The organism is Streptomyces coryli (assembly GCF_011044975.1).
GTDB lineage: Bacteria > Actinomycetota > Actinomycetes > Streptomycetales > Streptomycetaceae > Streptomyces > Streptomyces coryli.
In genome coordinates this window covers 69,647-81,612 of record NZ_JAAKZV010000003.1, presented here as the reverse complement: position 1 = coordinate 81,612, position 11,966 = coordinate 69,647, and the positions used below count along the sequence as shown (strand labels likewise).

Below are 11,966 nucleotides of genomic sequence, written 5' to 3'. Positions count from 1 at the left end.
CGCCGGATCAGCGTCCCAGGTCGTGGACGGCTGCCTCGATCGCGCGGTGGAGGTCGCGGGTGCGCATTGCGGCGATGAGGGTGGCGCGTTGGGCCTCTTCTGTGGCGGCTTCGACGGTGGTGGGGTCCGCGGTGGGGTCGGCCTTCAGGACGGCGGCGCGCAAGGTGGCGCGGGCGGCGTGGGCTTCGGCGGCGTCGGCGGCTTCGAGTTCGTCGGCTATGCGCCGGCGGATTTCTTCGCGGGCTTGCTCGGAGGCTTTCATCATCCGCCGGCCTCCTCTGGCCCGCCGGGCCCCGGACGGGCCGACCCATGACGCCGTCCGGGGTGTCCTCGGGATGTGCGGCAGGTCACTTACCTACCTCAACCTGAGCTTTACGCCTGTGCGTCGTTGGCCGGGTAGGGCCGAGCGGTGCATGTGAGGTGACCCCTTCGGCCCCTGGCGCCGCGCGGCGGTCACCCGTGCGGGATCGGCTTCGCGCCCCATCCCCATTGCGGTGCCCCGGTGTTACGTTCGTGGCGGCCCTCGACCCGGCCCGTTCACGGGAGGCAGCCATGTCCGTGCTCGCACAACTCACCGCGGCGCTCGCCGACGGATCGGTGGAGGTGGTCGACCTCACCGCACCGCTGTCGGAGACGACGCCCGTCCTGCAGCTGCCGCCGCCGTTCGCCAACACGCAGCACTTCGCGCTGCACGAGCTGAGCCGTTACGACGAGCGCGGGCCCGCGTGGTACTGGAACGACATCACCACCGGCGAGCACACCGGCACCCACCTGGATGCCCCGATCCACTGGGCGACCGGCCGTGACGGGCTGGATGTGTCCGCCGTCCCGCCGAGCCAGCTCATCGCCCCGGCCGCGGTGCTGGACGCCTCCGCCGAGGCCGCGGCCGACCCGGACTTCCTGCTGCAGATCGATCACGTACAGGAGTGGACCAAGACCCACGGGCCGCTGCCGGACGGCGGCTGGCTGCTCTATCGCACCGGCTGGGACACCCGTTCCGGCGACCAGGAGGACTTCCTCAACGCCGACGACAGCGGGCCGCACACCCCGGGCATCGCGGGGGAGTGCGCCCGCTGGCTCGCGGAGGAGACGGGTCTGGTGGGCGTCGGGGTGGAGACCGTCGGGACGGACGCGGGGGCCGCGCACGGCTTCGACCCGCCGTTCCCGTGCCATGCGCATCTGCTGGGCGCCGGCAAGTACGGCCTCACCCAGCTGCAGAACCTGCGGCTGCTGCCCGCGCAGGGCGCCGTCGTCGTGGTTGCGCCGCTGCCGATCGTCGGCGGCTCGGGCAGCCCCGCCCGGGTCCTGGCCCTCGTCGAGCGGTGAACGTCGCCGAGGCGGTCGGCGCCGCCCTCGCAGGGCTCGGCGTGCGGCGCGTCTTCGGTGTCGTCGGCAGCGGCAACTTCCATGTCGTGAACGCCCTCGTGGCGGGCGGCGCGGAGTTCACCGCCGCCCGCCACGAGGCCGGCGCGGCGGTGATGGCCGACGCGTACGCGCGGGTCTCCGGCGAGGTGGGCGTGGTGTCGGTGCACCAGGGCCCGGGGCTCACCAACGCGCTGACCGGGATCACCGAGGCGGCCAAGAGCCGGACTCCGCTGCTGGTCCTGGCCGCGGAGACCGGGGCCGCGGCCGTACGGTCCAACTTCCGTATCGATCAGGCGGCGTTGGCCGCCGGGGTCGGCGCGGTGCCGGAGCGGATCCACAGCGCAGGGAGCGCCGCGGCGGATCTGGCCCGGGCCTGGCGTATGGCGGCAGAACAGCGCCGCACCGTGGTGCTGAACCTGCCGCTGGATGTACAGGCGGCCGAGCTGCCCGGCCCGTTGGCGCTGCCCGCGGCGGCCCGGGCGACGGTACCGGCGCCGACCGCGGAGGCGGTCGCGGCGCTTGCGGACGCGCTCGCCGCCGCCCGCCGGCCGGTGTTCGTCGCCGGGCGCGGCGCGCAGCTGTCCGGCGCCGGTCCGGGGCTGCGCCGGCTGGCCGAGCGGGGTGGCGCGCTGCTCGCCACCTCCGTGATGGCCCGCGGGCTGTTCCTCGGCGACCCGTACGACCTCGACGTCAGCGGCGGCTTCGCCACGCCGCTCGCCGCCGAGCTGATCAGCGGCGCCGACCTGCTCGTCGGCTGGGGCTGCGGGCTGACCATGTGGACGCTGCGGCACGGTCGGCTGGTCGGGCAGGACACCGTCGTGGCGCAGGTCGACGCCGATCCCGCGGCGCTCGGGGCCCATCGCCCCGTCGACCTCGCCGTCACCGGCGACGCGGCCGCCACCGCGGAAGCCGTCGCGGCCGAGCTCGAACGCCGCGGTCACCGTACGACCGGCTACCGCCTCCCGGACCTCGCCGACCGGCTGCACCGCGAGGGCCGGTGGCGGGACATCCCGTACAAGGACGCCTCCACCGATGAGCACATCGACCCGCGGACGCTGTCCGTCCTGCTGGACGACCTGCTGCCGGACGAGCGCCAAGTCGCCGTGGACTCGGGCAACTTCATGGGCTATCCGGCGGTGTACCTGGCCGTGCCGGACGCCGGCGGGCTGGTCTTCACCCAGGGCTTCCAGTCCATCGGCCTCGGGCTGGCATCCGCCATCGGCACGGCGCTCGCCCGCCCCGACCGGCTCACGGTCGCGGCGCTGGGCGACGGCGGCGCGCTCATGGGCGTCGCGGAGCTGGAGACCGCCGTGCGCCTGGGGCTGGGGATGCTGATCGTCGTGTACGACGACGCCGCGTACGGCGCCGAGGTGCACCACTTCGGTCCCGGCGGCCATCCGCTCGCCACCGTGCGCTTTCCGGACACGGATCTCGCCGCGATCGGCCGCGGCTTCGGCTGCGCGGGGGCGACCGTGCGCCGGGCGGAGGACCTGCGGGTCGTACGCGACTGGCTCGCGGGTCCGCGGGAGCGGCCGTTGCTGCTGGACGCGAAGGTGACCGCGGACGAGCCGGCCTGGTGGCTGGAGGAGGCCTTCCGCGGTCACTGAACGGCTGGGTTCAGGCGTCCAGGACGGCGGCCACTGCCTCGATCTCCACGAGCTGGTCGTCGTAGCCGAGCACGGTGACGCCCATCAGCGTGGACGGCACGTCGTGGTCGCCGAAGGCGTCCCGGACCACCTCCCATGCGGTCACCAGGTCCGGCTGACGCTGGGAGGCGACGAGGACGCGGGTGCTGATGACGTCCTCCAGGGTGGCGCCGGCGTCAGCGAGAGCGGTCCGCAGATTCTCCACCGCCTTGGCGGCCTGCCCGGCGTAGTCCCCGATCGCCGCGGTGGAGCCGTCCTCGTTGAGGGGACACGCGCCGGCCGGGAAGATCAGCCGGGCCTCCGCGGGGGCGGTGGCCGCGTAGGCGTACTCGGCGACGTCGGACAGCGAGGCGGAACGGATCAAGGTGACGGCGCGGGGCACGGGCACTCCTTTTCGTGACAAACACGGTGCTGGCACGGCACTCTTTCAAAGATCGATTCGGGAATCGACGCATTTTCCGCACCGGAAGGAACCGCCTTGCCTGCCGATCCACGCCCGCAGCTGCGCCCGCCCCGCCACCGGGTCGACCCGAAGGCCCGACGCTGGTGGACCGTGCAGGCCTTGCTGGTCGTCAGTGGACCGCTGCTGCTCGTCGCCGCCGCGCTGCTCGCCCTGTCCGTGCTCTTCTTCCCCGGCGCGCTGCCGTGGCTCGCCCCGCTGGTGCTGGTCGTGCTGGTGCTGCCCTCGGTCGGCTATCTGATCGCGATGCCGCGGTGGCGGTACGCCGTGCACGCCTGGGAGCTGGGTGAGCAGGCGGTGTACGCGGCGAGCGGCTGGCTGTGGCAGCAGCGGCGGATCGCGCCGCTGTCCCGGGTGCAGACCGTGGACGCGGTGCGCGGCCCGGTGCAGCGGCGGTACGGGCTGGCGACAGTGACCGTCACGACCGCCTCCACGGCCGGTGACATCAAGATCGCTGGGCTGTCCGACGCCGACGCCGAGGAGCTGTCCCGGCGCATCTCGGACGCGGCGCAGGTGGTCCCCGGTGATGCCTCATGACCGCGTCCGCGGACGACGGTTCCGGCGACTGGCGGCGGCTCGATCGCCGTACGCTGCTGGTGCACTGCCAGTGGCTGGGTGCCCCGCTGGGCTCCATCGCCCTGGCCGCGCTCGCCACCGGCGGGCAGATTCCCACCGGTTCATGGATCGCGCTCGGCTGCATCGCCGCCGCCTTCGTCGCGATCACGCTGGGCGGGCTGGTGCACTGGGCCCGTACCGAATTCAGGGTCGACGCGGAGGCGCTGGCGGTGCGCAGCGGGCTGTTCACCCGGCGGCTGCGCACCGTGCCGCTGCGCCGGATCCGCAGCGTCGACCTGACGGCCTCACCGGTGCACCGGCTGCTGGGGCTGACGGTGCTGCGGGCCGGCACGGCCGGGTCCGGCACCGGGCTGAGCGAGATGTCGCTCAATGCGCTCCGGGTGCGGGACGCGGAGCGGCTGCGTACCGAGATCCTCGCGCATGTCGACCGCAGCGCCGTCGCCGACGACCCGCTCGTCTCCCGCATCAACTGGCGCTGGCTGCGCTACGCGCCGCTCACCTTCTGGGTGATCGGCGGCGTCTTCACGGTGGCCGGGGCTGCCTCCCGGATCCTGGACGGGGCGGGCATCCAGGCCTGGCGGCTGCCGTTCGTCCGGCGGGCGTTCAGCGAATTCGGGTCCAGCATGCTGTGGCTGACCGTCCCGGCGCTGCTGCTGGCGATCCTGGTCGTGGGGTCGTTGGGGGCACTGGTGGTCTACGCCGAGAACTGGTGGAACTACCGCCTGGAATGGACCGACGCCCGCATGCTCCGGGTGCGTCGCGGCCTGCTCACCACCCGCTCGGTCACCATCGAGCGGGACCGGCTGCGCGGCGCGGTGATCCGCGAGCCGCTGCTGCTACGGGCCGGCGGCGGCGCCCAGGTCAGGGCCGTGGCCGGCGGCCTCGGCAACCGCGAGGACAACCGGCGGCGCAGCGCGCTGCTCCCGCCGGCGCCTCGGGGTGAGGCGGTGCGGGTGGCCGCGGGGGCGCTGCAAGCGCCGTTCCCGGAAGCCGACTTGATCGCGCATCCGCGGGCGGCGCTGCGGCGGCGGCGGACGCGCGGGCTGGTGCTCGCGGTGCTGCCGGGTGTGGTGGCGCTGGCGGTGCTCGGCGCGGTCTTCTCCTCGGGTGTGCTGCTGCATGCCGCCTGGGTCTACGGTCTCGTCGCCACGCTCGCGGTGCTGTGGCTGGCGCGCGACGCGTACCGCAGCCTGGGCCACACGATCGCCGGCCCGTATCTGCTGGCCCGCTCCGGGACCTTCCACCGCGACACCGTCGCCCTGCAGCGGGAGTCCATCGCGGCCTGGACCTTCACCACGTCCCCGCTCGGGCGCCGGGCGGGCGTCGTCACCCTGACGGCGGCGGTGGCGGCGGGGGAGGAGGGCTATCGCATCCCGGATGCCGACGCCGTGGAGGCGCCGTCCTTCGCCGCGGAGGTATCACCGGGCATCGTCGAGGAGTTCCTGGAGCCGGCGCCGACGTCGTCCGGTGGCTAGGGAGTGTCGCTGCCCTGTCTGATCAGCAGGACGAGTCGCTCTGCTTGAGTGGCGTCGGTGGTGGTCAGGGCGATCCCGCATCGTGGCGTCCGCGCGACGATCCCGATGTTGTCGACCACCGGGGGCGTGATGCCTGGCGGCAGAAGTGGGGGCAGGCGGGCGCGGCGGCGCGTTCCACGACGTCTCGGTGACGATCGAGCAGAACGTCGTCTCCGGCGTTGAGCACTAGGCCCTGCGTGACGAAGACGCGATACGCGACCAGTTGGGCCTGTGAAACCGGCTCACTGCTCGGGTCGGTGCAGCGGGCCGAGCCGGTGGCGTGCGGGGCTGTCGGGTACGGGGGTGCCCTCGCGCAGGTCGGGGGTGGTCGCCGCGGTCTCCTCGTGCCAGCGGCCGTAGCGCGCGGCGAGGGCCACCGCCGAGACGCCGTGCAGCAGGACGCTGAGGCCGACCGTGATCGCGACCACCCGGCCGAGGAGTTCCATCCCCTGGACGTTCTCCTCCACCACGAGCAGCACGAGGACGACGGACGCGAGACCACGCGGGCCGAACCAGCCGACGTACGCGACGGTGGGCGGACGCAGTCTGCTCCCGGCAAGCGCCAGGGCCACCGGCAGCATTCTGACGACGGTGAGGCTGAGCACCGCGTAGAGGACGATCCGCCAGCTCAGCTGCTCGAGCGCGGGACCGAGCAGCACCGCGCCGAAGACGAGGAGGCTGATCGACGCGAGGAGGCCGCCCAGATTCTCGGTGAACTCGGCCGTGCGGTCCGGGTCTTCGTGCTCGCGGCCGGTGGGGTGGCGGCGCAGCGCGAACCCGAAGGCGAACCCGGCCACCCAGGCGGCGATGAAGCCGCTGCCGTCCGTCACGACGGCGAGTCCGTAGGCCGCCGCCGCGACGGCCGGCGGGTAGACCTGCAGCCACTCCCGCGTGACCCACTCCCTGGCCCGCGACCACTGCAGCAGCCGGCCGCCGAACCAACCGATGAGCAGACCCAGCGCGGTGCTCAGCAGGAGGGCCCGCCAGAAGATGCCCGACATGCCCTCCTCGGCGTAGTGCGTGCCCGGGATCGCCGCCAGGAACAGGACGAAGAAGGGCAGCACCATGCCGTCGTTCAGGCCGCTTTCGACGTTCAGCCCGTGCCGTACCAGCGGTGGAACGCGCGGGCTGGACATGGCGGTCTTGCCGAGGGCGGCGTCGGTGGGGGCGAGGATGGCGCCGACGAGGGCGAGCTCCCACATCGTCAGGCCCGGCAGCAAAGGCCACGCCAGCAGCCACCCCGCGCCGATGCTCAGCGGCAGTCCGATGCCGAGGAGGCGGCCCGGCAGATAGCCGCCGGACACCAGGTCCCGGCGGCGTACCGCCATCGCATCGGTGAACAGCACGAGCGCCAGGGTGGCTTCGAGCAGCACGATGATGAATTCGGCATCCTGCTGCAGGCTGACGATGTCGAGCACCGCCGGCCCGAGCAGGATCCCGGCGCCGACGAACACGATCGCCGACGACAGCGGCGTCGAGGACAGCCGGCGCGAGCCCAGGGCGTAAGCGGCGGTCACGCCTGCGACCGCCACTCCCGCCCAGACCGCACCGCTCATGCCGGCCCCGCTACTCGCGGGAGAGCATGGCGGCGGCTTCGCGCTCCAGGTCGACGAACGGTTCGCCGCTGACGTCGACCGCCACCCGGTGCAGGGTGCCGCCGGTGAACGTCCAGGGACGGGTGCCGGGGTAGTCGTCGGTGACGGCATCCGCGCCGTCCCGGCCGACGTTGAGGCCCTCGCCCGCGATGCTGAACTTGCCGGGCTGCGTCCTGATGCGGCCTTCGCCGACCTTGCGGTCGCCGTGATAGAGGCTGAGGGCGCCCTGGGCGATGCCGGACGGGTCCCCGTCGTCCCGGTCGAAGGACGCCGCCAGGATCAGGTTCTCACCGGTCGGCAGATCCACGGTCGCGCTGATCCGCTGCTCCTCGCTGCCGAGGAAGTTGTAGACGTAATGCAGCCGGTTCTCCTTGATGTACAGGGCGTGCCCGCCGAACCGGCCGCCGTGCGAGAACAGCACCCCTGCCGCACCCGGGCCTGGCAGGTCGACCAGCGCTCCGATCGAGTACGAGCGGTTGCGGACGTTCACCGCGACGGACTCGGGCACCTCGGCGCCGCCGGGGCGGTACACGTAGCGGTTGCGCGGCGGGGCGAGCTGAGGACGCGGCGTCGTGATGATCTCGACGCCGGAGCGGTCGTCGAGCGGCAGCGCCTGATGGGCGCCTGCCTCGTGGAACCACAGGCCGACGAGTTCGGCGAGCCTGCCCGGCTCCTCGGCGGCCAGGTCATGCATCTCGGCGCGGTCCTCCTGGGTGTTGTAGAGCTCCCAGTTGTCCTCGTTGAAGTGACCCCATCCGCTGAGCGTGGGGTGGGTGGTGACGGCCTTCCAGCCGTCGTGCCAGATGCCCCGGGAGCCGAGCATCGAATAGAACTGGGTGTGCTTCGCGGTCGGGATGTTCTCCGAGTCGAAGCTGTAGCGCATGCTCACGCCCTCGATCGGGTGCTGGGTGTGACCCTTCACCGTGTCGGGGAGTTCGATGCCGATGCAGTCGAGCAGGGTCGGCACCACGTCGACGGCGTGGTGATACTGATCCCTGGTCTCGCCGCGCGCCGCGATGCCGGCCGGCCAGGAGATGACGCAGGGGTCGCAGGTGCCGCCGTTGAAGGAGTAGCGCTTCCACATCTTGAACGGGGCGTTGAAGGCCATCGCCCAGCCGTTCGGATAGTGGTTGTACGTCTTGGTGCTGCCCAGGTCGTCGATCATCGCGAGGTTCTCGGCAAGGTCGTCCGGGACGCTGTTCGCGATCTTGTTTTCGTTGACCGAGCCGTCAGGACCGCCCTCGCCGCTGGCTCCGTTGTCGGAGACGACCACGATGATGGTGTTGTCCAGCTGCTCGGTCGCCTCGAGGTAGTCGAGGAGGCGGCCGATCTGGTCGTCGCAGTGGGAGAGGAATCCCGCGTACACCTCGGCCATACGGGCGAAGAGCCGCTGCTCGTCCTCGGAGAGGGTGTCCCAGGGGCGGGTGTAGTCCAGCGGCGGGAACTGCTCTCCTCCCGGCCCGGTACGGGACTCGGGGGTTCCGATCGGGTTGAGCGACGGCAGTTCGGTGTTCTTGGGGATCAGCCCGATGTCCTTCTGCCGGGCCATGGTCTGCTCGCGCATGACCTCGTAGCCCTCGTCGAAACGGCCCCGGTAGCGGTCGATCCATTCGCGCGGCGCCTGATGCGGCGCGTGCGCGCAGCCCGGCGCGTAATACATGAAGACGGGCCGCTCCGGTGCGATCGCCTTCACGTCGCCGATGAATTCCAGCGCCTTGTCGGTGATGTCGACGCTGAAGTGGTAGCCGTCCTCGGGCATGGCCGGCTGCTCGACGGGGTGGTTGTCGTGCACCAGGTCCGGATACCACTGGCTGGTCTCGGCCCCGAGGAAGCCGTAGAAGCGCTCGAAGCCGCGGGCGACCGGCCAGTTGTGCTTGGTCGAGGCGAGGTTCATCTCGTCCTCGGCACATAGGTGCCACTTGCCGACATGGGCGGTGCTGTAGCCGCGCTCGACCAGGATCTCACCGAGCGTGGCGCACTCCGGCGGGATGTGCCCGTTGGCGCCGGGGAAGCCGACGGCGCACTCGCTGATGCAGGCCATGCCATTGGTGGTGTGGTTGCGGCCGGTGAGCAGGCAGGAGCGGGTCGGTGAGCACAGCGCGGTCGTGTGCCACTGGCCGTAGCGCAGGCCGTTCGCCGCGATCCTGTCGATGTTCGGGGTGTCGATCGGGCCGCCGTAGCAGCTCATGGCGCCGAAGCCGACGTCGTCGAGCACGATGTACAGGATGTTCGGCGAGCCGGGCGGCGCCTTCGGCTGTTCGTACGGGGCCCAGTCCGGGACCGAGTCACGGATATCGAGGTTCACGACACCTCGGAATGGCTTGGTCATGGCAGCTCTCCTCCCAGGTCGTCCCTCAGTTTCGGGAGCTGCCGGGACGCGCACATCACCCGTACCAGGTGACGCGACGTCCAGCTCAGAGGAGCTTGAGTTCGCGGGCACGGCGTACCGCCGCGGTCCGCTGGGACACCCCCAACTTGCGGTAGACGCTCTTGAGATGGGTCTTCACCGTGTTCGCCGACAGATACAGCTGAGCGGCGATTTCCTCGGTGGTCATCATCTGGGAGAGATTGACCAGCACCTCGAGCTCCCGCTTGCTGAGCCGCTCGGTCACCCGCGGCCCCGGGTGGCGCTCGGGGCTCGCGGCCGCCCTGCCCGCGGCACCGGCCGGCGTCGGTGCCGGAGCGTGCCGTACGGGGGTGGCCCGGGCGCGCGCCACCTCGCTCTCGAACAGCTCCACGAGCCAGGGGGCCGGCAGGTCACCGCCGGCCTGCGCGACCGCCTGCGGGTCGGGAAGCGGGCGGCCCTCGGCGATGCCGGTGAGGAAGTCCACGAGTGAGCGCAGCCCGCTGACGAACGGGTCAGGGGCGGTGCGCAGTGCCGCGCCCGCGACGGAGAGCTCCTCCCGGGCTTCCGTCGGCCGGCCGCGGGCGAGATGCACCCAGCCGCGGAGCACGTGGGCCGGAGCCGATGAGCCGGCGGTGGCCGCCCGGGGCACCACAGAGAGCAGTTCCGCCTGGGCCACGAGTTCGGACGCTTCCCGGAACCGGCCGCGCAGCGCCTCGATGAGCGCCAGACCGATCAGGCAGTCGTGGCGCAGCTCGCTGTTCCCCGCGGCGATGGCCGCTCTGAGCGCCTTGCCCAGGGTGGTCTGCGCGGCGTTCAGGTGGCCACTGCGCAGTTCCCCGTCGCCGTGCGCCGACAGGACGAGGGCCCGCAGTTCGGGGCGGTCGGCCAGCACGCCGGACGGGATCAGCCGGAAGAGCCGCTTGGCCTCCGCGGCCGCGCGCAGTGCATCGGGGGTGCCGCGGTTCCGCTCGCTCTGCAGGCGGATCACCGCGTGCGTCAGCTTCGCCTCCGCTGTCCGGCCGGGCGAGCTGTCGTCGTCCGCCAGCAGTTCCCCGGCCTGCGTCAAGGCCTCGGCGCTGAGCCGGTGCTCACCGCGTGCCAGGGCGCTGGCGGAGGCGACGAGCATCAGCTCGGGCTCCGCACCGTCCGGCGCCGCGGCCAGGACGTCCGTGGGAATGTGCTTGAAGACCTCGGTCAACTGGCCACCGGTCAGCCCCAGGACGTGGCCGACCGCGAGTCGGTGGATGACCAGGGAGCTCATGTACTGCCAGTCCCCGGCGGCCGCGGCATGCGACACGGCCTCGACCATGTGGTCCCGGCCGCCGAACCAGGTGGCCGCCCGCCGGTGCAGTTCGATGACCTGGTCCGGTGCTTCATGCCGTAGCCGGAGCCGCAGGACGTCGCGGAACATCTGGTGGCAGCGGTACCAGCCGTGTCCCAGGGACTGGAGGAAGGAGTTGTTCTCGACCAGGGCGGCGAAGTGGCCGGCGGTCGCCTCTCCGGCGAGCTCCGCGGCGAGCTCGGCGTTGACCTGTTCCGGGAGGCTGGTGGTCAGGAGCAGCTGGCGCATGTCGGACTTCTGGGCGTCCAGGACCTCCTCGACCAGATAGCTGACGACGGCCTCGTCGTCGCCGGCGAACTGCGCCACGAACCGTTCCGGATAGGGGTGTTCCACCATCGACATGGCGGCGAGCCGCAGGCCGGCGGCCCATCCTTCGGTACGGCGGGTGAGGGCGCCGATCGCGGTGCGCGGCAGGGAGACATCGTGCTGCGCCAGCAGCGCCTGGGTCTCGCTCTCGCTGAAGGCCAGGTCCTCGGTGCGGATCTCGGTGAGTTCGCCGGCCAGCCGCAGGCGGTGCAGCGGCAGCGGCGGATCCCGCCGGGACGTGACCATCAGGCGCAGCGCAGGACCCGCGTGCTGCAGCAGATACGCCATGCCCTCGGCGGTCGGGGACCGGGCCGCGGGCTGGAAGTCGTCCAGGACGAGCGTCACCGGTTCATCCCGGGCTGCCAGGTCGGCCGTGAGCCGCGCGACGAATCCGGGGACGAAGTCGGCGCTGTCCGGCGACAGCGTGCCGAGCCAGGCCGTATCCACGCCCGCCCGGCACAGCGCCTCCACCACGCAGGTCCAGAAGATGCCGGGCGGCTCCTCGCTGCCGTAGCAGCTCACCCAGGCCAGCGGTCCCTGTGCCGTGCCGGTGTGCGCCCACTCCAGGGCCAGCGCGGACTTGCCCGCACCCACCGGGCCGACGATGACGGTCAGCGGTCCGTGCACCCCGCGGGTCAGCCGGCTCACCAGCTGCGGCCTGCTGACCAGCCATGTCGGCTTGGGCGGCACGGTGATCTTGGAGACGAGGGTGGGGAAGGCGGGCGCGATTTCCACCCATGGGCGTGTCACCACCACGCCTGGATCCGACATCAATACCCCCCAGGGTGAGCCCAGTTCGAGTCTCACCCCGGCAT

At 72.2% G+C, this 11,966-nt stretch carries 9 protein-coding genes; 4 read left to right on the top strand and 5 right to left on the bottom strand.

The annotated features are described in order from the left end of the window. Positions 1 to 7: 7 nt before the first annotated feature. Positions 8 to 265: a hypothetical protein gene (locus tag G5C51_RS01850; protein ID WP_165230390.1), complete on the bottom strand. Its 258-nt coding sequence runs from the start codon at positions 263 to 265 to the stop codon at positions 8 to 10. Between the two features lie 287 nt (positions 266 to 552). On the opposite strand from G5C51_RS01850, the gene G5C51_RS01845 reads away from it, so the two are divergent. Together G5C51_RS01845 and G5C51_RS01840 are read left to right on the top strand one after the other, a co-directional pair. Further along, the gene (locus G5C51_RS01845) at positions 553 to 1,326 is read left to right on the top strand and encodes a cyclase family protein (RefSeq protein ID WP_165230387.1); all 774 of its coding nucleotides are present in this window, start codon (positions 553 to 555) and stop codon (positions 1,324 to 1,326) included. Further along, positions 1,323 to 2,972: a thiamine pyrophosphate-binding protein gene (locus G5C51_RS01840; RefSeq protein ID WP_165230384.1), complete on the top strand. Its 1,650-nt coding sequence runs from the start codon at positions 1,323 to 1,325 to the stop codon at positions 2,970 to 2,972. Before G5C51_RS01845 ends, G5C51_RS01840 begins: the two co-directional genes overlap by 4 nt. A 10-nt stretch (positions 2,973 to 2,982) precedes the next feature. Here G5C51_RS01840 and G5C51_RS01835 read toward each other — a convergent pair whose 3' ends face one another. Beyond that, complete coding sequence (locus G5C51_RS01835; protein WP_165230381.1) at positions 2,983 to 3,393, bottom strand: Rid family hydrolase; 411 nt, start codon at positions 3,391 to 3,393, stop codon at positions 2,983 to 2,985. Positions 3,394 to 3,489: 96 nt separating this feature from the next. On the opposite strand from G5C51_RS01835, the gene G5C51_RS01830 reads away from it, so the two are divergent. Further along, complete coding sequence (locus G5C51_RS01830; protein ID WP_165230378.1) at positions 3,490 to 4,008, top strand: PH domain-containing protein; 519 nt, start codon at positions 3,490 to 3,492, stop codon at positions 4,006 to 4,008. After that, positions 4,005 to 5,522, top strand: a complete 1,518-nt coding sequence (locus tag G5C51_RS01825; protein WP_165230359.1) for a PH domain-containing protein — start codon at positions 4,005 to 4,007, stop codon at positions 5,520 to 5,522. Before G5C51_RS01830 ends, G5C51_RS01825 begins: the two co-directional genes overlap by 4 nt. 281 nt (positions 5,523 to 5,803) lie before the next feature. On the opposite strand, the gene G5C51_RS01820 is transcribed toward G5C51_RS01825, so the two are convergent. The 3 genes from G5C51_RS01820 to G5C51_RS43920 form a co-directional block, all read right to left on the bottom strand. Next, positions 5,804 to 7,117 (bottom strand): cation:proton antiporter, encoded by a 1,314-nt coding sequence (locus tag G5C51_RS01820; RefSeq protein ID WP_165230345.1) that lies wholly within the window; start codon positions 7,115 to 7,117, stop codon positions 5,804 to 5,806. Positions 7,118 to 7,127: 10 nt separating this feature from the next. Next, positions 7,128 to 9,485: an arylsulfatase gene (locus G5C51_RS01815; protein ID WP_165230342.1), complete on the bottom strand. Its 2,358-nt coding sequence runs from the start codon at positions 9,483 to 9,485 to the stop codon at positions 7,128 to 7,130. Between the two features lie 85 nt (positions 9,486 to 9,570). Then, positions 9,571 to 11,886, bottom strand: a complete 2,316-nt coding sequence (locus G5C51_RS43920) for a winged helix-turn-helix domain-containing protein (RefSeq protein ID WP_338117977.1) — start codon at positions 11,884 to 11,886, stop codon at positions 9,571 to 9,573. Positions 11,887 to 11,966 lie beyond the last annotated feature (80 nt).

What these genes read in the sequence shown, in the direction of transcription:
- G5C51_RS01850 (WP_165230390.1), bottom strand. Translation starts at nt 265, where the DNA reads ATGATGAAAGCCTCCGAGCAAGCCCGCGAAGAAATCCGCCGGCGCATA.
- G5C51_RS01845 (WP_165230387.1), top strand. Translation starts at nt 553, where the DNA reads ATGTCCGTGCTCGCACAACTCACCGCGGCGCTCGCCGACGGATCGGTG.
- G5C51_RS01825 (WP_165230359.1), top strand. Translation starts at nt 4,005, where the DNA reads ATGACCGCGTCCGCGGACGACGGTTCCGGCGACTGGCGGCGGCTCGAT.
- G5C51_RS01820 (WP_165230345.1), bottom strand. Translation starts at nt 7,117, where the DNA reads ATGAGCGGTGCGGTCTGGGCGGGAGTGGCGGTCGCAGGCGTGACCGCC.
- G5C51_RS01815 (WP_165230342.1), bottom strand. Translation starts at nt 9,485, where the DNA reads ATGACCAAGCCATTCCGAGGTGTCGTGAACCTCGATATCCGTGACTCG.